Annotated in this window: 22 protein-coding genes; 6 read left to right on the forward strand and 16 right to left on the reverse strand. The window is 64.4% G+C overall.

Features of this window, described 5'->3' with window-relative positions; translation table 11 throughout:
* Window positions 1-4: 4 nt before the first annotated feature.
* From purQ to purC, 4 genes are read right to left on the reverse strand one after another with little or no spacing between them, the layout of a single operon-like run.
* On the reverse strand, window positions 5-706 hold the full coding sequence (purQ, locus tag WDM24_RS27200; RefSeq protein WP_166206990.1) for a phosphoribosylformylglycinamidine synthase subunit PurQ: 702 nt from the start codon (window positions 704-706) through the stop codon (window positions 5-7).
* Between the two features lie 4 nt (window positions 707-710).
* On the reverse strand, window positions 711-1,280 hold the full coding sequence (locus WDM24_RS27205) for a hypothetical protein (RefSeq protein WP_338827904.1): 570 nt from the start codon (window positions 1,278-1,280) through the stop codon (window positions 711-713).
* Window positions 1,281-1,293: 13 nt separating this feature from the next.
* Window positions 1,294-1,536: a phosphoribosylformylglycinamidine synthase subunit PurS gene (purS, locus tag WDM24_RS27210; RefSeq protein WP_029083848.1), complete on the reverse strand. Its 243-nt coding sequence runs from the start codon at window positions 1,534-1,536 to the stop codon at window positions 1,294-1,296.
* 15 nt (window positions 1,537-1,551) lie between these two features.
* Window positions 1,552-2,319 (reverse strand): phosphoribosylaminoimidazolesuccinocarboxamide synthase, encoded by a 768-nt coding sequence (gene purC, locus WDM24_RS27215; protein WP_016843454.1) that lies wholly within the window; start codon window positions 2,317-2,319, stop codon window positions 1,552-1,554.
* A gap of 351 nt (window positions 2,320-2,670) precedes the next feature.
* Between purC and WDM24_RS27220 the strand changes: the two genes are divergently transcribed.
* Window positions 2,671-2,994, forward strand: a complete 324-nt coding sequence (locus WDM24_RS27220; protein WP_029083849.1) for a DUF1476 domain-containing protein — start codon at window positions 2,671-2,673, stop codon at window positions 2,992-2,994.
* A 32-nt stretch (window positions 2,995-3,026) separates the two neighbouring features.
* On the opposite strand, the gene WDM24_RS27225 is transcribed toward WDM24_RS27220, so the two are convergent.
* A complete protein-coding gene (locus tag WDM24_RS27225; RefSeq protein WP_338827906.1) occupies window positions 3,027-3,971 on the reverse strand; it encodes a LysR family transcriptional regulator in 945 nt (314 codons plus the stop codon).
* Window positions 3,972-4,082: 111 nt separating this feature from the next.
* Between WDM24_RS27225 and WDM24_RS27230 the strand changes: the two genes are divergently transcribed.
* Window positions 4,083-4,910, forward strand: a complete 828-nt coding sequence (locus WDM24_RS27230) for an isocitrate lyase/phosphoenolpyruvate mutase family protein (protein ID WP_338827907.1) — start codon at window positions 4,083-4,085, stop codon at window positions 4,908-4,910.
* 67 nt (window positions 4,911-4,977) lie between these two features.
* Here WDM24_RS27230 and cynS read toward each other — a convergent pair whose 3' ends face one another.
* From cynS to WDM24_RS27265, 7 genes are all read right to left on the reverse strand, one after another.
* Window positions 4,978-5,466 carry a cyanase gene (gene cynS, locus WDM24_RS27235; protein ID WP_106951845.1) on the reverse strand — a complete coding sequence of 163 codons (489 nt, stop codon included), beginning with the start codon at window positions 5,464-5,466 and terminating at the stop codon, window positions 4,978-4,980.
* Window positions 5,467-5,528: 62 nt separating this feature from the next.
* The gene (locus WDM24_RS27240) at window positions 5,529-6,452 is read right to left on the reverse strand and encodes an ABC transporter ATP-binding protein (protein ID WP_338827908.1); all 924 of its coding nucleotides are present in this window, start codon (window positions 6,450-6,452) and stop codon (window positions 5,529-5,531) included.
* Window positions 6,453-6,656: 204 nt separating this feature from the next.
* The gene (gene ntrB / locus WDM24_RS27245) at window positions 6,657-7,496 is read right to left on the reverse strand and encodes a nitrate ABC transporter permease (RefSeq protein WP_338690726.1); all 840 of its coding nucleotides are present in this window, start codon (window positions 7,494-7,496) and stop codon (window positions 6,657-6,659) included.
* A 165-nt stretch (window positions 7,497-7,661) separates the two neighbouring features.
* A complete protein-coding gene (locus WDM24_RS27250) occupies window positions 7,662-9,053 on the reverse strand; it encodes a CmpA/NrtA family ABC transporter substrate-binding protein (RefSeq protein WP_338827909.1) in 1,392 nt (463 codons plus the stop codon).
* A gap of 106 nt (window positions 9,054-9,159) precedes the next feature.
* Entirely contained in the window at window positions 9,160-10,038 is an 879-nt protein-coding gene (locus tag WDM24_RS27255) for a sulfurtransferase (RefSeq protein ID WP_166298149.1), read from the reverse strand.
* A 51-nt stretch (window positions 10,039-10,089) separates the two neighbouring features.
* A complete protein-coding gene (locus WDM24_RS27260) occupies window positions 10,090-11,223 on the reverse strand; it encodes an acyl-CoA dehydrogenase family protein (RefSeq protein ID WP_338827911.1) in 1,134 nt (377 codons plus the stop codon).
* Between the two features lie 34 nt (window positions 11,224-11,257).
* Window positions 11,258-11,800: an OsmC family protein gene (locus tag WDM24_RS27265; RefSeq protein WP_338827913.1), complete on the reverse strand. Its 543-nt coding sequence runs from the start codon at window positions 11,798-11,800 to the stop codon at window positions 11,258-11,260.
* A gap of 267 nt (window positions 11,801-12,067) precedes the next feature.
* Between WDM24_RS27265 and WDM24_RS27270 the strand changes: the two genes are divergently transcribed.
* A complete protein-coding gene (locus tag WDM24_RS27270; protein WP_338690735.1) occupies window positions 12,068-12,730 on the forward strand; it encodes a TetR/AcrR family transcriptional regulator in 663 nt (220 codons plus the stop codon).
* An 11-nt stretch (window positions 12,731-12,741) separates the two neighbouring features.
* Here WDM24_RS27270 and WDM24_RS27275 read toward each other — a convergent pair whose 3' ends face one another.
* Entirely contained in the window at window positions 12,742-13,470 is a 729-nt protein-coding gene (locus WDM24_RS27275) for an SDR family oxidoreductase (RefSeq protein ID WP_338827914.1), read from the reverse strand.
* A gap of 102 nt (window positions 13,471-13,572) precedes the next feature.
* Window positions 13,573-14,463, reverse strand: coding sequence for a LysR family transcriptional regulator (locus WDM24_RS27280; protein WP_338827916.1), 891 nt, complete (start codon window positions 14,461-14,463; stop codon window positions 13,573-13,575).
* Window positions 14,464-14,548: 85 nt separating this feature from the next.
* On the opposite strand from WDM24_RS27280, the gene WDM24_RS27285 reads away from it, so the two are divergent.
* Both WDM24_RS27285 and WDM24_RS27290 read left to right on the forward strand, forming a co-directional pair.
* On the forward strand, window positions 14,549-15,010 hold the full coding sequence (locus WDM24_RS27285) for a PACE efflux transporter (RefSeq protein ID WP_338827918.1): 462 nt from the start codon (window positions 14,549-14,551) through the stop codon (window positions 15,008-15,010).
* A gap of 235 nt (window positions 15,011-15,245) precedes the next feature.
* The gene (locus WDM24_RS27290; protein WP_338827920.1) at window positions 15,246-16,472 is read left to right on the forward strand and encodes an ABC transporter substrate-binding protein; all 1,227 of its coding nucleotides are present in this window, start codon (window positions 15,246-15,248) and stop codon (window positions 16,470-16,472) included.
* A 75-nt stretch (window positions 16,473-16,547) separates the two neighbouring features.
* On the opposite strand, the gene WDM24_RS27295 is transcribed toward WDM24_RS27290, so the two are convergent.
* Window positions 16,548-17,465, reverse strand: a complete 918-nt coding sequence (locus tag WDM24_RS27295; RefSeq protein ID WP_338827922.1) for an MBL fold metallo-hydrolase — start codon at window positions 17,463-17,465, stop codon at window positions 16,548-16,550.
* 126 nt (window positions 17,466-17,591) lie between these two features.
* Between WDM24_RS27295 and WDM24_RS27300 the strand changes: the two genes are divergently transcribed.
* Window positions 17,592-17,714: a hypothetical protein gene (locus WDM24_RS27300; RefSeq protein WP_338827923.1), complete on the forward strand. Its 123-nt coding sequence runs from the start codon at window positions 17,592-17,594 to the stop codon at window positions 17,712-17,714.
* Window positions 17,715-17,792: 78 nt separating this feature from the next.
* Here WDM24_RS27300 and WDM24_RS27305 read toward each other — a convergent pair whose 3' ends face one another.
* Window positions 17,793-19,097 carry an adenylate/guanylate cyclase domain-containing protein gene (locus WDM24_RS27305; RefSeq protein WP_338827925.1) on the reverse strand — a complete coding sequence of 435 codons (1,305 nt, stop codon included), beginning with the start codon at window positions 19,095-19,097 and terminating at the stop codon, window positions 17,793-17,795.
* Window positions 19,098-19,183: the final 86 nt, after the last annotated feature.

Consider the following 19,183-nt stretch of genomic DNA (forward strand, 5'->3'; position numbering starts at 1 on the left):
GTCGTTACGCCGCCTTTTCGAACTGCTGGACCAGGCCTGCGAACAGGCCGCGGCCGTCGGTGCAGCCCATGATCTCTTCGACGTGGTTTTCCGGATGCGGCATCATGCCGAGCACGTTGCCGCGCTCGTTGACGATGCCGGCGATCGAATGCGCGGCGCCGTTGAAGTTCGAGGCCTCGTCGACCACGCCATCGGCAGAGCAGTAGCGGTAGAGCACCCGCCCGTCGCCTTCGAGCCGCTTCAACGTCTCCTCGTCGGCCTCGTAATTGCCCTCGCCATGCGCCACCGGCACGCGGATCACCTGGCCGGCATTGTAGCCGCGGGTGAACGGCGTGTCGGAGCGTTCGACCTTCATATGCACGTCGCGGCAGACGAATTTCAGCCCGGCATTGCGCATCAGCACGCCCGGCAGCAGCCCGGACTCGCAGAGGATCTGGAAGCCGTTGCAGACGCCGAGCACGAGCCCGCCCTTGGCGGCGAAGTCGCGCACCGCGTCCATCACGGGCGCACGCGCCGCGATGGCGCCGCAGCGCAGATAGTCGCCATAGGAGAAGCCGCCGGGCACCACCACGAGGTCGGTGCCTTTGGGCAGCGCGGTCTCGGCGTGCCAGACCATCGCGGTCTCATTGCCGGAGGCGAGTTTCAGCGCACGCGCCATGTCGCGCTCGCGGTTGATGCCAGGGAAGACGAGGACGGCTGATTTCATCGGATCACCGGATTTTCGACGCTAGTGCAACCATGAATTTTGCGTAGTTGTCATTGCTGGCCTTCTCGTCGCGCGCCGAACTGATCAGGCTGGCAGAGGCGCGCGCACCGAACAGCAAGCCATTGACTTGGTACTCGCTGGCACCGTTGGGCGTCACCGTCAGGCGCCGTGCCCGAAACATCCGCGGCACCGCAGTGCCCTTGTCGCCATCGACACCGAGAATCGTGATGCGCTGTCCCGGCGTTCGTTGCTGCAGCGCCTTGATGATCTGGTCCTGGCTGTCACGGAACTGCTCCAGGGTCATCGGATTGTCGGCAGCATAAAGCCGATAGCTGACCTTCGACCCCGCACCACAGCTCGCTTGCTCGCAGTGGAAGATGTGCCTGTCAGGACCACTGCGCTCGTAGCGCCATCCGCTCACCGCAACCAGCGGCGGTTGTGTCGCGGTGGCGGCAGGCGCCGGCTTCGGTTGGGCCGACGCAGCGCCGATGCCGGCAGCCGTCAGCAGGGCAAGCAGGAACGGTCGGACCAACGCGCAATTGCTGCCGGAAAAGGCGGGAGCGGCTGATGTCATTTGGCTCGCTCGGTTAGCTGAGAACCTCGACCCGGTAGTTCTCGATCACGGTATTCGCCAAGAGCTTGTCGGCGGCGGCTTTCAGCGCCGCCTCCGCCTTGGCCTTGTCGGTCGCGGCGAGCTCGATGTCGAACACCTTGCCCTGGCGGACGCTGGCGACGCCGTCGACGCCGAGCGATTTCAGCGCGCCCTCGATCGCCTTGCCCTGCGGATCGAGGATGCCCGACTTCAATGTCACAGTCACACGTGCCTTCACGGTCGCCCCTTAAGTCTAGCTCTTCACCAGCACCGGGCCGCTGCCGGCCGGCCGCTCGTTCTCGATCAGGATGCCGAGGCGTTTTGCCACCTCGGTATAGGCTTCGAGCAAGCCACCCAGGTCCCGGCGGAAGCGATCCTTGTCGAGCTTCTCGTTCGACTTGATGTCCCAGAGACGGCAGGAGTCCGGCGAGATCTCGTCGGCGACGATGATCCGCATCATCTCGTTCTCGAACAGCCGCCCGCACTCCATCTTGAAGTCGACGAGGCGGATGCCGATGCCGAGGAAGAGGCCGGTCAGGAAGTCGTTGACGCGGATGGCCAGCGCCATGATGTCGTCGATCTCCTGCGGCGTGGCCCAGCCGAAGGCGGTGATGTGCTCTTCCGACACCATGGGGTCGTTGAGCTGGTCGTTCTTGTAATAAAACTCGATGATCGAGCGCGGCAGCTGGGTGCCCTCCTCGATCCCGAGCCGCTGCGACAGCGAGCCGGCGGCGACGTTCCGCACCACCACCTCGAGCGGCACGATCTCGACCTCGCGAATCAGCTGCTCGCGCATGTTGAGACGGCGGATGAAGTGGGTCGGCACCCCGATGTCGTTGAGGTGCTGAAACAGGTACTCCGAAATCCGGTTGTTGAGGACGCCCTTGCCCTCGATCACCTGGTGTTTCTTGGCATTGAACGCGGTCGCGTCATCCTTGAAGTGCTGGATCAGGGTTCCCGGCTCCGGGCCTTCATACAGGACCTTGGCCTTGCCTTCATAAATGCGGCGTCGACGGCTCATTGGGATGTACCGTGTTTTGTTGAAATCCATGGATTTGGGTGCTCCGGATGATCAGGGGTTACGACCCACGACGGAGCTGCCGCGGAGGCCTGGAACCTGGGCAATCCAACTGGAAACAGAACAAGAACCATGCCTGTTCGCAACCTATCTGATTGGGTCATCCAGCACAATCGATACCGCCCCTTTGGGGGCACTTATACCGCCCTATCATAAAGGGCCGATTCCGCGTGTTTTGCCTGCGGCTTAACGGCTCGTTGTCTTGCCGATTCCTCCCCCCTATCTAGGCAGGCATTGGGGCTGCCGCAACGCGCGGCGGCCCTTCATTCAGCAAAGGGAACTGGAACTTCAGCCATGAACGAATTCAACAAGCGCGAGGAAGGTTTCGAGAAGAAGTTCGCCCTCGACGAGGAACAGAAGTTCAAGGCCGAAGCCCGCCGAAACAAGCTGCTCGGCCTGTGGGCCGCCGAGAAGCTCGGCATCTCAGGTGACGCCGCCAGTGCCTATGCCAAGGAGGTGGTGGCCGCCGACTTCGAGGAAGCCGGCGACAATGACGTGCTGCACAAGGTTCTGAAGGACCTCACCGCCAAGGGCCAGGCCGTCACCGAGCGCGACGTCCGCGCCAAGATGGACGAACTACTGGCCGTGGCGGCGGCCCAGGTAAAGGCGGGAACGTAATCCCCGGCAACGCTGAACGCCAACCTGGCTGGTTACCCGCGCCGGACACCGTTCCGGCGCGATCCGTTTGTGGACCTCGCCTTGGTGAAGTCGGCGCGGATGATGTCGAGGAGACGGCGTGACGCGGCGCTGAGGAAGCCGCCATGCCGCGTCACCGCGACGACCTCGTGACTTGCCGTGAGATTGCCGACGCGGATCGTCGCGATCGTTCCGGCGCGCAATTCCTCCGCCGCATTGCTCTGCGACAACAACGCGATCCCGAGCCCGGCCTCGACCAGCCGCTTCTGGGCCGTGAGGCTGTCGACCGGCGTCCAGTCGACCTCGCCGAGCCCGCTGGTCAGGAACAGGGCGAACACGTGCGAGGCAGTGATCTCGCGGCGTCCCGGCACCTCGGGAAAGGCGATCCAGCGCTCATCCCTGAGGTCCGCGAGCTTGCCGATCCTGCGTCCGGCCAGCGGATGGTCCGGCGCGCAGACCACCTGGAGCGGCTCGGCAAACAGCACCTCGCAATCGAGATCGCGTGAACGGTCGCGGTCGTAGCGCAGCCCGATCGTCGCCTCGCCGCGCCGGATCAGATCGCTGACCTCGGCGCTGGTTGCGGTGCGCAGCGTCAGCGCGACGTCCGGATGCTGGCGGGCAAAGCGCTTCAGCACCTTCGACAGCCGCTCGCCGGCCAGCGTGCCCGTCACCGCCAGCGCAACCGGTCCGGAATTGTCGCGCAACAACGCCCGCACCACATTCTCGGCGTCCTGCGCCGCGGCCACCGCGCGCTCGGCATAGGGCAGCATCACCCGCCCGGCATCGCTGAGCCGGGTCTTGCCGGCGATCCGCTCGAACAGCGGCACGCCGAGCTCCTGCTCGAGCAGCGCGATGCGCCGGGAGATCGCCGGCTGCGAGCGATGCAGCGCCTTCGCGGCATTGGAGATCCCGCCGCGCCGATGCACCACCAGGAACGTGTTGAGCGCCTCGCTGTCCATCGCCGACCTCATGCAAAAAGCTGATGATATCGAAAGAAATAACAAATTTGTCTGATGGGCGAAACCGCCCTATCGCTACGGCCAGCGGCATTTGCAAGGACAGGAGCTCACATGCGCAGCCAGGCAGACAAGGCAGCACGGTTTCGCGAGCTGCATCAGCGGAGCGGGGCCTTCATCATTCCCAATCCATGGGACGCCGGATCGGCAAAGCTGCTCGCGGCGATGGGTTTCGAGGCGCTCGCGACCACCAGCCTCGGCCTCGCCAACACGCTGGGACAATCGACCGTCGGCCTCGACGCCATCATCGAGAATTGCCGCGCGATCACTGATGCCACCGACCTGCCGGTCAACGCCGACCTCGAGAATTGCGGCGCTGACATGCCGAAGCTGGCGGCCGAGGCAATCCGGTTCGCCGCGGAAGCCGGCGCAGTCGGTGGCTCGATCGAGGACTCAACCGGCAATCCCGAGCATCCGATCTACGATTTCTCGCTCGCGGTCGAGCGGGTGCAGGCCGCGGTCGAGGCCGCGCGCGCCCTGCCCTTCCCGTTCACGCTGACGGCGCGGGCGGAGAATTTTCTCTGGGGACGCAAGGACCTCGACGACACGATCAAGCGGCTGCAGGCCTTCGAGGCTGCCGGCGCCGACGTCTTGTATTCGCCGGGCCTGTACGACCTCGCCACCATCAAGACCGTGGTGTCGTCGGTGAACAAGCCGTTCAACCTGGTGATGGGCTTTGCCGACCCGACCCTGACGGTCGCGCAACTCTCCGCCGCCGGCGTCAAGCGCATCAGCGTCGGCGGCGCGATGCAGCGTCACGCACTCGCCGCGTTCCTGCGCTGCGCTCGCGAGATGAAGGATCACGGCGCCTTCACCTTCGTGCGCGACATGGCGCCGGTGAAGGAGGTGCGCGAAGCGTTCGCTGCCGCGAAAGGCGAATAGGGAGTGGCGAGTGGCGAGTGGCGAATAGTGAATTCCATTCGCTACTCACTATTCGCCATTCGCTCTCTCACTCCTCCTTGAAACCGTATTCCGGCACGTTGCCGCTCGCCCCGTAATATTTGTACGGCAGGAACTTGCCCGACATCGTGATCTTGACGCGGTCGCCCTTCGGATTGGCGACGCGTTCCATCGCCATGTCGAAGTCGATCGCCGACATGATGCCGTCGCCGAACTCCTCCTCGATCAGCGCCTTCCAGGCCGGGCCGTTGACCATCACCATCTCGTAGAAGCGGTAGATCAGGGGATCGGTCGGCGGCATCGGCGTGCCGGTGCCGCGCATCGGCACCTCGTTGAGCATCGCGGTCTCGGCCTTCGACAGTCCGAACAATTCGCCGGCATTGGCCGCCTGCGGTTTTGTCAATTTCATCTGGCCGAGGATCGCGCCGACGATCAGGACTTCGGAATAGCCGCCGATCTTCTCGCAGATGTGCTTCCAGCTCCAGCCCTTCTCGCGCTTGATGTCGAGCAGCTTTTCGGTGAGGTCTTCGCGTTTCATGGCAGGGTCTCCCTTGTTTGTCATGCCCGGGCTTGTCCCGGGCATCCACGTCTTTGGTTGGCTCAGGCAGACGTGGATGGCCGGGACAAGCCCGGCCATGACGCCTGTGGATTTGGTTCGGCTCCGGCAAGCGCCAATTCCGGCAAGCCCGGCCGCACCGTCGGCACGTCGCGCGGATCGTGGCCGGTCACGTCAGCCGCAAAGCTCTTGCTGCGGCTGACCAGGAAATCGACGATATGGTTGCGGAGCGCATAATAATAGGGGTGGCGGTGCAAATCGATGCGGCCGCGCTCCTTCGGCAGCGGGTTCTCGACGATCTCGGCCAGCACCGCGCCGGGTCCGTTGGTCATCAGGAAGATCTTGTCGGCGAGAAAGATCGCCTCATCCACGTCATGGGTGATCATGAAGGTGGTCTGCCCGGTCTCCAGGCAGATGCGCCGCACCTCGTCCTGCAGCGTGCCGCGGGTCAGCGCGTCCAGCGCCGAGAACGGCTCGTCCATCAGCATGATCTTCGGCGTGATCGACAGCGCCCGCGCGATGCCGACGCGCTGCTTCATGCCGCCGGACAGTTCCGACGGATGCTTGTGCTCAGAGCCGGTCAGCCCGACCAGATCGATGAACTTCTGCGCATGGGCCCTGACCCGGGCGCGGTCCCATTTGCGCCATTTCGAGCTCACGGCGTAGGCGACGTTGCCCAGCACCGTGCGCCACGGCAGCAGCGCATGGCTCTGGAAGATCACGGCGCGGTCGAGGCTGGTGCCTTCGATGCCCTGCCCGTCGACAATCACCGTCCCCTCGCTCGGCTCGTCGAGCCCGGCCAGGATATTCAGCACCGTGGTCTTGCCGCAGCCGGAATGGCCGATCACGCAGCCGAACTCGCCGCGCGTCATCGACAGCCAAAAATTCTCGAACACCGTGGTGGTGCCGCCGCCGGCGCCGGGATAGCGCCGGGCGATGCCTTCGATCGAGATGAACTTGTCGGTCATCCGCAGTAACTCCGCGAACGAGCTGCGCTCCCTCGCCCCGCTCTTCGCGGGGAGAGGGTTGGGGTGAGGGGCTCTCTCGGCGAGGACGGAGACAGCTGGACTCGCGGTGAGTCCCCCTCACCCGATCGCTTCGCGATCGACCTCTCCCCGCAAGCGGGGCGAGGTGAACATGCGGCGGCGCTCGTGGACGTCATCAGCACTGCATCACTCCGGAAACGTCACCATGCGCGTGACGCGCGCCAGCACCTGGTCGAGCAGCATGCCGACGAGGCCGATCAGGAGGATCGCGATGATCACATTGGTGATCGACAGGTTATTCCACTCGTTCCAGACGAAATAGCCGATGCCGGTGCCGCCGACCAGCATCTCGGCGGCGACGATCACGAGCCAGGCGATCCCGATCGATATCCGCATGCCGGTCAGGATCGTCGGCGCCGCCGCCGGCAGGATCACGGTGAAGGCGCGCCTGACGGTGCCGACCTCGAGCGTCCGCGCCACGTTGATCCACTCCTTGCGCACGCTCGCCACTCCGAAGGCCGTGTTCAACAGCATCGGCCACACCGAGCAGATGAAAATGACGAAAATCGCCGAGATCGAGGAGTCCTTGATGGTGTAGAGCGCGAGCGGCATCCAGGCCAGCGGCGAGATCGGTTTCAATATCTGGATGAACGGGTCGATCGCCTTGCTGATCAGAGGCGACATGCCGATCATGAAGCCGAGCGGGATCGCGACGATCACCGCGATGAGATAGCCGAGCCCGACCCGTCCGATCGAATAGGCGAGCTGGATGCCGAGCCCCTTGTCGTTCGGCCCGTTGTCGTAGAACGGCCGTTTCAGATGCTCCCACAGCTTGGCCCCGACATCGAGCGGCCCGGGCATCGCCGACTTACCCTGGGTCGCGGTCAGCCCCATCAGTTTTGCATACTCGGGACTCATATTGGCCGTCGTCCCCGCGCTGCGGGTCGCGAGATGCCAGGCGCCGAGAAAGGCAGCGAGCAGCGCGATGGAGACGATGGCGGCGCGAAGGCGGAGGGAGAGTGTCATGCGCGCTCCCTCAATCCGTCGTCCCGGCGAAGGCCGGGACCCATACGCCGCGCTCGCGCAATCGGGCACGCAGGGAGACGTCGCGCCAATCACCGCCGGTCGTGGTTATGGGTCCCGACCCCGTCCGCAACCGCGCACTAGGCCGGGACGACGGAGAGATTCCCCTCACGACGACTTCCTGATCTTGAAGCTCGCGAGATAATCGTCGGGCTTGGCCGGATCGAAGGTCTTGCCCATCACCGAGAACGACTTGTACGAGGTGGCGGGCGGCGCGAGCCCCATCTCGGCCATCACCTTTTTGGTGTCGGTGGCGAGATAGACCTGCTCGGCGACCGCGTGATAGTCGACGTCGCCCTTGATCTGTCCCCAGCGCTTCATCTGCGTCAGCATCCACACCGCAAAGGACTGCCAGGGGAACGGATCGAAGTCGACGCGCTTCGGATCGGTCTTCACGCCGCCGAGGCCGTCGGCATAGGTGCCGGTCAGGACCTGCTCCAGCACCGTCACCGGCGCGTTGATGTAGTTGGCCGGCGCGATCGCCTCCGCGATCTGCTTGCGGTTCTCAGGCCTAGACGCATAGCCGGTGGCGTCGACGATCGCGCGGGTCAGCGCCGCGAAGGAGTTCGGCGCCGTCGTGATGAATTCGCGGCTGGCGGCAAAGCTGCAGCAGGGATGGCCGTCCCAGATCTCCTTGGAGAGAATGTGCAGGAATCCGACGCCGTCATAGATCGCGCGCTGGCAGATATTGTCGGGCGCGAGGAAGCCATCGATGTTGTCGGCGCGCAGATTGGCAACCATCTCCGGCGGCGGCACCGAGCGGAGTTGCACGTCGGTATCCGGATCGAGCCCGTGCTCGGCGAGATAGTAGCGCAGCAGGTAGTTGTGCATGGAGTAGTCGAACGGAATGGCGAACTTCATGCCCTTCCAGTCCTTCGGATCGCGCCTGTCCTTGTGCTTCATGGCAAGGGTGATGCCCTGCCCGTTGATATTCTCGATCGCGGGCACGGTGAACGGAATCGCATCGGCGCCCAGGCCCAGCGAGATCGCGATCGGCATCGGCGCCAGCATGTGGGCGGCGGCGTATTCCTTGTTGATGGTCTTGTCGCGGATCACGGCCCAGCCGGCGGTCTTCACCACCTCGACGTTGAGACCCTGCTTGGCATAGAAGCCGAGCGGCGCCGCCATGATGATCGGGGTCGCGCAGGTGATCGGGATAAAGCCGACCTTGAGGTCCTTCTTCTCCAGTGGACCGGCATCGGCGAACGCTTCGGTCACCGTCTTCAGCGGGAAGAATTGCGACAGCGCGGCAAGCGCGGTCGCGGCGCCGACCGATTTCAGGAAGGCGCGGCGCGCGATATCCTGCGGAAACACCGCCCGCATCACTGCCGACGCGACGATGCTTTCGTAACGCTTCTCATCGCTGACATCTGCGACCGGCTCGCAGCGCAGCGCGCGCGCCGCATGATCGTGCTCGGCCGCGGTGCGATGCAGCCCGCAGCCGCAGGGCGATCGCGCAAGCGCGCGGTCGGCGTCGAAGGCATCATCTGACGTGGACATGCTGCGCCCCATTGTCGCACCGAAGCACGGAGAGCGCCGCGATCCGGTTCATTGATCGGCGTCCGGCCGCGTTTTGCGCCGCCGGACGCCAACAAACATGCAGGTTCTATGCCGCCTTGCCTGTTACGACGGCAGCGGTCGGCAAGCCTTCGTCGATCGGCAGCGACGGGTCGCGCGACCACTCGTTCCAGGAGCCGAAGTACATCCGCACGTCCTTCACGCCGGCGTTCTTCAACGCCAGGAACGTGTTCGAGGCGCGCGCACCCTTGAAGCAGTAGAGATAGACCGGCGTGGTCTGCGAGATGCCGACGGTGGCGCATTCCGCGAGGATCTCGTCCTTTGACTTGAAGCGCGGGCCCTCGCCGGTCGGCTTCATCATGCGGTACCATTCGAGCCAGACGGCGCCGGGGATGCGGCCCTTGCGCGGGCAGAAATCCTTGCCGTAGGGCGAGGAGCTGTCGCCGATCCACTCGTCGACGTCGCGCACATCGAGGATCGCGATCCCTGGCTTGTCGAGCGCCGCCAGCATCGCCTTGGCGTCGATCATGATGTCGCCGGCCTCGGGCACGATCGCGAAGGAGGCCTTCGCCGGCACCGTCACGTCGGTCGTAACCGGCAGGTCGGCCGCCTTCCAGGCATCGAAGCCGCCATGCAGCACCTTGATCTTGGGATAGCCGAGCATGGTCAGCAGATAATAGCCGCGGCAGGACTGGCCGAAGCCGGAATTCATCGACTGCTCGTAGATCACGGCGGTCTCCTTGCCGGAGAGACCGGCGGCGCCGAACGCGTCGGCGAACTTGGTCTTCAGCTCGTGGATGCCTTCCGGCGTCGAGGTCGCAAGGAACGTGAAGATGTCATGCACATTGACGGCACCGGGCAGATGTCCCGCCGCAAAGGCATCCGGATTCCGCGTGTCGATGATGACACACGGTTCTTTGGTGATGAACCCGGCAAGTTCGCCGGCGGTGATCAGAACGTCCGTCATGGCAGCCTCTCCTGTTGCGTGGTTGCAGTTGTGGTGGTCCCGAACTCTCTCTCACCCGTCCGCCAGCATCTTGCGCAGCTGCTTGGTGGCAGGCGTGACGATGGCGACGAAATAGGCTTCGCGCAGCCTGCGCTGGGCGCGGTGGCTCATCAGGTAGCCGCGCGCGCCGCAATGGAGCATCGCGGCATGCGCGACCGCGACGCTGGCATCGCCGATCCGCAGGCGCAGCGCGACGACACGGCGCCAGTAGCTGTCGTCGGCATTGTAGGGATCGTGCGCCAGCGTCATCGCCTCCTTCTCGAACTCGGCATAGAGCTCGCGGAATTGCACCGGCTGCTGCGGCAGATAGCGGTTGACGTGACCGAGCGGCGCATGGACCTCGTCCATGATGTTGATGCAGTCCTTCATCAGGCCGAGGCCCATGCCGGCCTGCAGCAGAATGAATCCGGCGCGGATCTTCTTGACGAACGGCGCGGCCGGCTCGGCCAGGATCAGATCGTCAGGCACGAAGACATCGCGAAACTGGACGCCATAGGTGCCGGTGCCGTCCATCGCCAGGAACGGCTTGCACGGCGTCAGCGTGATCGCGGGGTCTGAGCAGTCGGCGAGGAACATCACGGTGCCGCCCGGCTCGCCCTTGGCGATGCCGCCCTCGTCCTCGCGCTCGAAGATAGTGCCGAAGTAATGGTCGGGGCCGAGATTCGACACCCAGGGCAGCGCGCCGCGCACGATGTGGCCGCCATCGACCTTGCGGCCCTTCAGCTTCAGCCGCTCGATGCCGAAGAAGCTCTTCATCGGGTTGGAGAGCCCGGTGCCGCCGAGCGCGCGCCCGCTGGAGAAGCAATTGCCGAAGCGCGCGGCGAGCTTCATGTTGGTGGAATTGGCGACGTACCAGACCAGCGTGTTCTGGCACCAGGCCATGAAGGCGGTGGCGCCGCAGACCTCGCCGAGCGCGGCCATCGACTGGATCGCCCAGCGCAAATCGGCGGGGCCCTCCTGCGGCACGTGGCTGCTCCACGCCCCGACCTTGCCGAGCCGGCGCAGGAATTCGCCGGGATAGACCGAGCCGGCATCGATCGCGGATGCAAGCGGTGCCAGCTCCTGACGGGCGAGGCGCGCGACCTCGTCCGTAATGGTCGGTGCGGGATCTTGAGCTGCGACCCGCGATAAAGCCAGTGAACCCATGGATGGTCTCCGCACCTGGAATGGCGGTCGAGCGCTACGCGCTGACCTCGAGATTGACGGGACGGGTGAAGGTGTTGGCGACCGGCGACCACTTCTTCACATGCGCCACCAGCGCGTCGATCTCGGCCTGCGCGACGCCCTCGCATTCCATGTCGACCTTGACGCGGACGTCGGTGAAGCCGACAGGCTTCTCGCTGACGTCGCCGGTGCCCCACACCGCGGTGATGTTGAGATCGCCCTCGAGCTGGAGCTCGAGCTTGTTGACGATCCAGCCGCGATGCACGGCGTTGGCATGCAGGCCGACCGCAAGGCAGGAGCCGAGCGCGGCGAGCGAAGCCTCGGAGGGATTCGGCGCAGTGTCGTCACCGAGCAGCCCCGGCGGCTCGTCGACGATGTAGGGCGCGAGGTTGCGGATGTAGTTGGCGTGGCGGAACTTGCCCTCGGCCACCGTCTTGCATTTCAAGGTCTTGATCACCTTCGGGTTGGCCTTGCCGTTGGCAATCAGCTGCTCGAGCCCGCCTCTGTCGATCGGCGCGAGGCAGCCGGTCAGTGCGGTTTTTTGAGCGACAGCGGTCATCAGTTTTCTCCCTGGGAGCGATTGAAATGGTCAGGATACCGAACGGTCTGTTTCCTGCACGAAGCGTGCCAGTCCGCCACCAAATCAAAAGGTGAAATCGCGCAGGCGCTTAGCTCTGCCTGCCTGCGGATTGATCAGGGTGCGGCTGCTCAAACGCGGTGCATCTGCCGCGCTGCCGCGATTATTTTCAGCGCAGGACCGCGCAGATAACCGCCCCCGTGAAGATGCGGCTTGATGATTTCACCGCGCTCCGATTTACTGCCGCGCATGGCCAAATCGCTTGCAAAGAAAAAACCTGCCGCCGCGTTCGCCGCCGGCGATGACGAATCCGCGCGCGGACGCCTGCTCAACGCGGCGACGCATCTGTTCTGCAAGAACGGCATCAACGCCACCGGCATCGATGCGATCATCGACGAGGCCGGCACCGCCAAGACCACGCTCTACAAATTGTTCGGCTCGAAGACCAACCTCGTGCACGCGGTGCTGGAGAGCGAAGGCAAGCAGTGGCGCGAATGGTTCATCGGCGCGATCGAGGCCGGCGGCGGCGATCCGCAGACCAAGCTGTCGCGGATCTTCCCTGCGCTGAAGGTCTGGTTCGCCGAGGAGCGCTTCTATGGCTGCCCCTTCATCAACGCGGTCGCCGAGCACGACAAGGACGCGAAGCAGTTCCGCAATATCGCGCTGAAGCACAAGAAGGTGGTGCTGGCGCATATCGAAAAACTCGCCGCCGAGATGGGCGCGGCCGAGCCGGCCGTGCTCGCGCACCAGCTCGCGCTATTGATCGACGGCGCCATCGTCGCCGCGATGGTGTCGTGTGATCCCGCTGTCGCCGACACCGCGGGCCTCGCCGCGGGCAATTTGTTCGCGCCGGCCAAGGTGAAGAAGCCGAAGCGCGCAGGCGGCGCGGCCGAGCAGCTGGTCGCGGTGTAAGGCAGATACTCCTACAGATCGAAATTCGTCGGCATCATCACGACGTCGCGAATCGTCATGCTGCGCGGCCGCGTCAGCATGAACATCACGACTTCGGCGACTTCGCTCGCCTCGAGCAGGCTGCCCGCCGCCTTGGCCTCCTGCAGCTTCTCCGCCGGCCAGTCGGCCAGCAGCGCGCTGATCACCGGCCCGGGCGAGATCGAGCCGACGCGGATGCCGTGCTTGAACACCTGGCGCCGCACCGTCTGCACGAAGCAGTTGACCGCCCATTTCGACGACGCATAGACCGGCTCCCACGGCGTCGGGAAATGCGCGGCCAGCGAACTGGTGACGATGATGTCGCCGCTGCCGCGCGCGATCATGTGCGGCAGCACGTCGTGCACGTTCTTCATCACGACGTTGACGTTGAGGTTCAGCATGCGGTCGATCGCTGATGTGTCGGCATCGACGAGATCGCCGCCGACATAGCTGCCGGCATTGGCGTGCAGGATGTCGAGCCGGCCGGCCCCCGCCAGCACCTTCGGCAGCAGCGTCGCGCAATCGGCGGGATCGAGCAGGTCGATCACCAGCGGGATCACGGCATCGCCGTGCTTGCCGGCGAGCGCCTGCAGCGCCGCGGCGTCGCGGTCGACCATCACCACGCGCGCGCCCGCACCCAGCATCGCCTCGCTGCTCGCCAGCCCAATGCCCGACGCCGCCCCGGTCACGGCCGCGACCTTGCCTTCCAATTGCTTCGCCATCGTCTCCACCTTGTCAGGTCAGTGCGGCGTACATGGCAACACATCACGGTCGCAATGTCAGCTCCCATGCGACGAGCGACGTTGTCTGACGCACACGTCTTGTCACATGCGGAGCATCGGCGGTCGCGTGGCGAAACGGCGGCGCAGCCATTTTGCCGCCGGCCCCGCCGGCCGCTGCTTGTGCCAGACCACTTCGAGCGCGACCGGATGCGCGCCCTCGTCGAATTCCAGTTCGGGAATTGCCAGTTCTTCGGCAACCGACGAACTCGCCATGATGTGTGCCGGGATCAGCGCCCAGCCGACGCCTTGCTTGAGGATTTGCAGGATCACCCAATGGCTCTCGACCCACCACACCTCGGCCGCCACGCGCAGCCGATGACGCTCGGTGCCTTCATTGCGCACCGTGACCATGATCTGGCGATGCCGCTTCAGCTCCTCCCAGTCCACCCGCCCATGCGCCAGCGGATGGTTCTTGCCGCAAACGAGCTGCAGCGCCACCCAGCCGATGGTCTTGAAGCCGAGTTCAGGCGGCAGATGCTCCTGCCGCCACATCACGCCGACATCGGCCTTGCCGTCGAGCACGAGACGGCTGACGTCCTCCATGATCGGAAACAACAGCTCCAGTTCGACATGGGGAAAACGCCCAGCGAATTCCGCAAACAGCTCCCCGACCGCGCTCTCCGGATAGAGCTCGTCGATCGCCACCACCAGCCGCTTCTCGACATGCGCCTCGAAACTGCTCGCAACACCGATCAGGTGCTCGCGACGATCGAGGATCAGTTTTGCTTCCGGCAACAGGCGCGCCCCAGCTTCGGTCAGCACCGGGTTGCGGCCGGCGCGATCGAACAGCGCGATGCCGAGGTCGGTTTCCAGGTTGGCGACGTGGGTGCTGACGGCCGATTGCGCTTTCTTCAGAAGCCGCGCCGCACCGGAGAACGAGCCCTGCTCGGCAGCCGCCACGAAGGATTCTAGCTGGTCCATGGAAACGGGCATCTATCGCTTTTCCAGATACTATCCAACTTTGTTATCGCACAATATCAGATAGAAAGCCGGTCACAACGACAAGAAAGGTTTCATCATGTCAATGCGTTCCTTCTCCGACCGGATTCGGCACGCAGTCCTGTTCGAGCTGATCGGTATCGCCATCTTCACGCCGGCGGCCGCCTGGCTGTTCAATCAGCCGATCGCCCATATGGGCGTCATCGGCGTCGTCTCGGCGACGGTGGCGACGGCCTGGAACTTCATGTTCAATCTCGGCTTCGACCACGCACTGGTCCGCTTCACCGGCCGTGTTGCCAAGACGATGCCGATCCGTGTTGCGCACGCGATGCTGTTCGAGGCCGGTCTGATCGTGCTGCTGATCCCGTTTGTCGCTTGGTATCTCGGCATCTCGCTGTGGGCCGCGCTGATGATGGATATCTCCATCGTCGCGTTCTATCTGGTCTACGCGTTCGCATTCAACATCGCTTACGATCGCGTCTTTCCGCTGCGCCGGCTCGGCGCGCACGGTCGCACGGCAAGCCGGGCCCTGCCGGCCTGATCGGCCTCAATGCCCGGCGCGGTGCCTGGGATCGTTTGATCTGCCGCGCCGGACCCTGACACCGCAGCAATATTCCTGACGGTAGCGACTGCGCACAAGTTCCGCCGTGCAGCGCTCATACACTGGTTCGATCCGGCTTGAGCGCTGTACGGTGCTGGAAGCCGACATGCCCGTCAGAGGCTGCCAAACGGCCAACAATGCCAAAACGGCCAACAACAAGAAGCGGAGGACTCCAATGACAACAACCCGTTCAATCCAGCCGACCCGCCGTCATCTCATCAAGGGCGCTGCCGCCACCACTGCAACGCTGCTGCTCGGCAAGCCCGCGATCGCCAAAGGCAAGACCGAGATCGTGATCGGCAACATCGATGCCTATTCGGGACCGGCTGCGGTCTATTCGTCGATCGGCCGCACGCCGGGCGGCTATTTCAAGATGATCAACGAGCAAGGCGGCATCAACGGCCGCATGATCCGGTACATCACTTATGACGACGCCTACAGCCCGGCCAAGACGGTGGAACAGGCGCGCAAGCTGGTCGAAGGCGACGAGATCGACGTGCTGTTTGCGCCGCTCGGTGCGCCGACCAATGCGGCGATCATGAAGTACATGAACCAGAAGAAGGTCCCGCACCTCTTCATCGCCTCGGGCGCCACCAAGTTCGGCGACTACAGGAATTTCCCCTATACCATGGGCTTCCAGCCCTGCTACCAGATCGAGGGCCGGGCCTTCGCGCAGCATGTGCTGTCGACCCAGGCCGACGCCAAGATCGGCATCGTCTACCAAAACGACGATTTCGGCCGCGACGTCTTGAAGGGCTTCAAGGACGGCCTCGGCGCCAAGGCATCCGCCATCGTGGCGGAGCTGTCCTACGAAACCGCTGATCCGACCATCGACAGCCAGGTGGTGCGCTGCAAATCCGCCGGCGCCAACGTGTTCATGAGCATGACCACGCCGAAATTCGCAGCCCAAGGCATCAAAAAGATCGCCGAGCTCGGCTGGCAACCGGCGCATTACATCGGCAACAACGCCTCGTCCGCGGGCTCGACGCTGAAGGCCGCGGGGTACGACGTGTCCAAGGGGATCATCTCCAGCGCCTATTTGAAGGATCCGGTCGACGCCGCCTGGGACAGCGATCCCGCGATCCAGAAATGGCGGGCCTTCCTCGACAAATACGATCCGGCAGCCGCCAAGAACGACATCTATGCCGTCACCGGCTATCTCACCAGCCAGATCCTGGTTCAGGTGCTGAAGCAATGCGGCGACGACGTCTCGTCCGACAGCATCATCAAGCAGGCGGCGAACCTGGAGGATTTCGAATCCGACATGCTGCTGCCGGGCATCAAGATCAACACCTCGCCATCAGACTATTATCCGCTCGAGCAGTTGCAACTGGTGCGCTTCAGCGGCGAACGCTACGAGCCGATGGGACCGGTGATCGACGGCGGCATCTCGAAGGCCTGATCGCGGCGCCACCCAGGGCGTGAACTCATCAACGCGATGAGCACGCGCCCTGGCTTGGCCTAACCCGACAAGCGCTCAGTAGTCCCAGAACACCGGCACCCAGCGGAAGGCGTCGCCGTCGGCCGCCACATGGCCGACGGAGGGGAACGGCAGGTGCGTGGCCACCAGCAGCCCACCGGTCTCCACCAGCTCGCGCAAGAGACGGATACGAACGCGGGCCGCCTCCTCGGGGTCGTGCTCGAAGCCGTTGTACCAGTCGGGGTGCTCGAACCCGGCCGCGAACACGGCGTCGCCTACGAATGTCAGGCTGTCGCCGCCGGACGCGAGGCGAACCACGCTGTGCCCGGGGGTGTGGCCGCCGGTGCGATGGACGACCACCCCCGGCGCGATCTCATGCTTGTCCTCGAACGTGCAGAGCTGGCTCTGGTACTCTTTCCTGAACCGCTTGGCGGTCGCCCGAAGCGCGTCCGGGAATCCCGGCGGCATCGAGACGTGGGAAAAATCAGGCGCCTCCCAGAACTTGACCTCGGCGGCCGCCACGTGGATCCGCAGGTCCGGACGCAGCTGCTCCTTCACCCCGTCGACGAGCAGCCCGCCCACGTGATCCATGTGCATGTGGGTCAGCACCACGTCGGTCACGGACCCAAGATCGATGCCGGCGGCCTCCAGCCGCTTGATCAATTGCCCGGCCCGCGGCAAGTGCAACTCCGGATCGAGCCCCAGCCCGGCGTCGACGAGGATGGTCTGCCCGCCGCTCCGCACCACGACCACGTTCAGCGCCCAATCGAAGGCGTCCGCCGGCAGGAACATGTCGTTCAGCCAGGCCGCCCGGACGGCCGGCGCGGCGTTGTGTGCCAACATCGCGGTTGGGAGCGGCAGCACCCCATCGCTGACCACCAGCACGTCAATCTCTCCGATCCGCAACGCGTAGCGCGACGGAACCAGCTCTTCGGGCCCCGGCCGACCGAGGTGTGAGGTGTTGTGTAGGTTCATGGTTCTCTCCAGCTGACCGACCACGCTGCGTTGCGGCGTGGTTGCGTTAGAATGGAGAGATGTCTAGCGAACCGCCTCTGCTGCTGCGCCAGAGTGATTGTCGTCAGTGTAGAGGGATTGCTGCCGATGCGCGCAAAGGCGACGGCCCGACAGCGCGGCGCGCCCGAGGAAAATGAGCACGAACGATCACAACGCGAACGCGAATGGACCTTCGCGCCACCCGGTGATGGCATTTTCAACCTGCTGTAGAAATGACAACTTGACTGACACGAGGTGTGGCAAAGATGAGCGCGGGGAGCGCCGGCGTCCCGCCACGTGGTCATGCATTCACCTTTCGACAGCGAAAATACGCCATTCGCCTGGAACGCCTTTGAGCGAATGACTGCCTCGGTCACCAAAGCGCAAGCCGGACCCCGCCACCAGATCCTTGACCGTACCCGACACCAGCACTTCGCTTGCACCGGCAAGGGCCGCGACGCGAGCACCGATGTGAACAGCAATTCCGCCGACATCATCGCCCATCACTTCGCACTCGCCTGTGTGCAGTCCGGCTCTGACGTCAATGCCCAAGCCCCTGACCTCGTCGGCAATTGCGCACGCGCAACGCACGCCGCGGGCCGGTCCGTCGAAGGTGGCGAGCACGCCGTCGCCGGTCATCTTGACTTCGCGGCCGCGGAATCTGGAGAGGCTGCGCCGGATCACGGCATGATGATGATCAAGCAGGTCGCGCCATCGATGGTCGCCGAGCGTGGCGGCTTTCTCTGTCGAACCGACGATGTCGGTAAAGAGCACCGTGGAAAGCACGCGATCGACCGCAACGGGGGGCCGTGAGCCGGTCAGAAACTCCTCGATTGCATCGGAAATGTCACCGGCATTCTCACCGAAGAAAGGGAGATGGTCTTCCCCCGGCAACTCCAGATAGCGCGCGCCTGGAATATGCTTCGCGAGAAACCGGCCCCCCTCGACGCTGACGACCCTGTCGTCGGTCCGATGGATGACAAGGGTAGGAACCCGAATTGTGGAGACGATCTCGCTGACGTCGATCAGGTGGTTCATGCGGGCGAACGACGCGGCACCGGCCGGGCTATTCGACATCCGTTCGTTCCTGGCCCACCAGCGAGTGACTGCCGGATCATGCGCGCGGGAGGGCGCGTACCGCGTCAGGCTGAGGCCGCTTCCCCAGGCGCGCCGGATATATTCGAGGCTTTGCTCCAGCCTCACCTGCGCGAATGTTGATGCAGGATAGGCGTTGCAGAGCACCAGCGCGCGGCAGCGATCGGGATAGGTCGCGGCGAACAACGCCGACATCGTGCCACCCTCGGAGTTGCCGAGGAGCGCCGCCTGCTCCATGCCCGCAGCATCCATCACCGCCCGCAGATCGTCCATACGCTGGTCGAGACCGGGGAAGTCGGTCACGCGATCCGACAGGCCGGTGCCACGCTTGTCGAACATGGCGACCCTGGCGTAGCTGCCCAAGCGGAGCAGCCAACGAGTAACGTCCGGCTCCTCCCACCACTGCTCGACATTGGTGAAGCCAGGGGGCACGAAAACGACATTGACGGGGCCTTCGCCGAAGGTCTGATAGGCGATGTGAACGTCGCCGCTCTTGGCGTACCGCGTGTCCGGCTGCATTAACGCCCCCCACGCTCCCCGAGGTTTTCACGGCCAGCGCGGAATTATAGCGAAAGATTGGATCGTCCGAAACGGCTCAAGGTCGC

Origin of the sequence: Bradyrhizobium sp. 27S5, assembly GCF_037217225.1 — a bacterium.
Classification (GTDB): Bacteria; Pseudomonadota; Alphaproteobacteria; order Rhizobiales; family Xanthobacteraceae; genus Bradyrhizobium; species Bradyrhizobium septentrionale.

Excerpts from the sequence above, each read along its gene's own strand:
- purQ (WP_166206990.1), bottom strand. The coding sequence starts at position 706 with ATGAAATCAGCCGTCCTCGTCTTCCCTGGCATCAACCGCGAGCGCGAC.
- WDM24_RS27205 (WP_338827904.1), bottom strand. The coding sequence starts at position 1,280 with ATGACATCAGCCGCTCCCGCCTTTTCCGGCAGCAATTGCGCGTTGGTC.
- purC (WP_016843454.1), bottom strand. The coding sequence starts at position 2,319 with ATGAGCCGTCGACGCCGCATTTATGAAGGCAAGGCCAAGGTCCTGTAT.
- WDM24_RS27220 (WP_029083849.1), top strand. The coding sequence starts at position 2,671 with ATGAACGAATTCAACAAGCGCGAGGAAGGTTTCGAGAAGAAGTTCGCC.
- WDM24_RS27225 (WP_338827906.1), bottom strand. The coding sequence starts at position 3,971 with ATGGACAGCGAGGCGCTCAACACGTTCCTGGTGGTGCATCGGCGCGGC.
- WDM24_RS27230 (WP_338827907.1), top strand. The coding sequence starts at position 4,083 with ATGCGCAGCCAGGCAGACAAGGCAGCACGGTTTCGCGAGCTGCATCAG.
- cynS (WP_106951845.1), bottom strand. The coding sequence starts at position 5,466 with ATGAAACGCGAAGACCTCACCGAAAAGCTGCTCGACATCAAGCGCGAG.
- WDM24_RS27240 (WP_338827908.1), bottom strand. The coding sequence starts at position 6,452 with ATGACCGACAAGTTCATCTCGATCGAAGGCATCGCCCGGCGCTATCCC.
- ntrB (WP_338690726.1), bottom strand. The coding sequence starts at position 7,496 with ATGACACTCTCCCTCCGCCTTCGCGCCGCCATCGTCTCCATCGCGCTG.
- WDM24_RS27250 (WP_338827909.1), bottom strand. The coding sequence starts at position 9,053 with ATGTCCACGTCAGATGATGCCTTCGACGCCGACCGCGCGCTTGCGCGA.
- WDM24_RS27255 (WP_166298149.1), bottom strand. The coding sequence starts at position 10,038 with ATGACGGACGTTCTGATCACCGCCGGCGAACTTGCCGGGTTCATCACC.
- WDM24_RS27260 (WP_338827911.1), bottom strand. The coding sequence starts at position 11,223 with ATGGGTTCACTGGCTTTATCGCGGGTCGCAGCTCAAGATCCCGCACCG.
- WDM24_RS27265 (WP_338827913.1), bottom strand. The coding sequence starts at position 11,800 with ATGACCGCTGTCGCTCAAAAAACCGCACTGACCGGCTGCCTCGCGCCG.
- WDM24_RS27270 (WP_338690735.1), top strand. The coding sequence starts at position 12,068 with ATGGCCAAATCGCTTGCAAAGAAAAAACCTGCCGCCGCGTTCGCCGCC.
- WDM24_RS27275 (WP_338827914.1), bottom strand. The coding sequence starts at position 13,470 with ATGGCGAAGCAATTGGAAGGCAAGGTCGCGGCCGTGACCGGGGCGGCG.
- WDM24_RS27280 (WP_338827916.1), bottom strand. The coding sequence starts at position 14,463 with ATGCCCGTTTCCATGGACCAGCTAGAATCCTTCGTGGCGGCTGCCGAG.
- WDM24_RS27285 (WP_338827918.1), top strand. The coding sequence starts at position 14,549 with ATGTCAATGCGTTCCTTCTCCGACCGGATTCGGCACGCAGTCCTGTTC.
- WDM24_RS27290 (WP_338827920.1), top strand. The coding sequence starts at position 15,246 with ATGACAACAACCCGTTCAATCCAGCCGACCCGCCGTCATCTCATCAAG.
- WDM24_RS27295 (WP_338827922.1), bottom strand. The coding sequence starts at position 17,465 with ATGAACCTACACAACACCTCACACCTCGGTCGGCCGGGGCCCGAAGAG.
- WDM24_RS27300 (WP_338827923.1), top strand. The coding sequence starts at position 17,592 with ATGCGCGCAAAGGCGACGGCCCGACAGCGCGGCGCGCCCGAGGAAAAT.
- WDM24_RS27305 (WP_338827925.1), bottom strand. The coding sequence starts at position 19,097 with ATGCAGCCGGACACGCGGTACGCCAAGAGCGGCGACGTTCACATCGCC.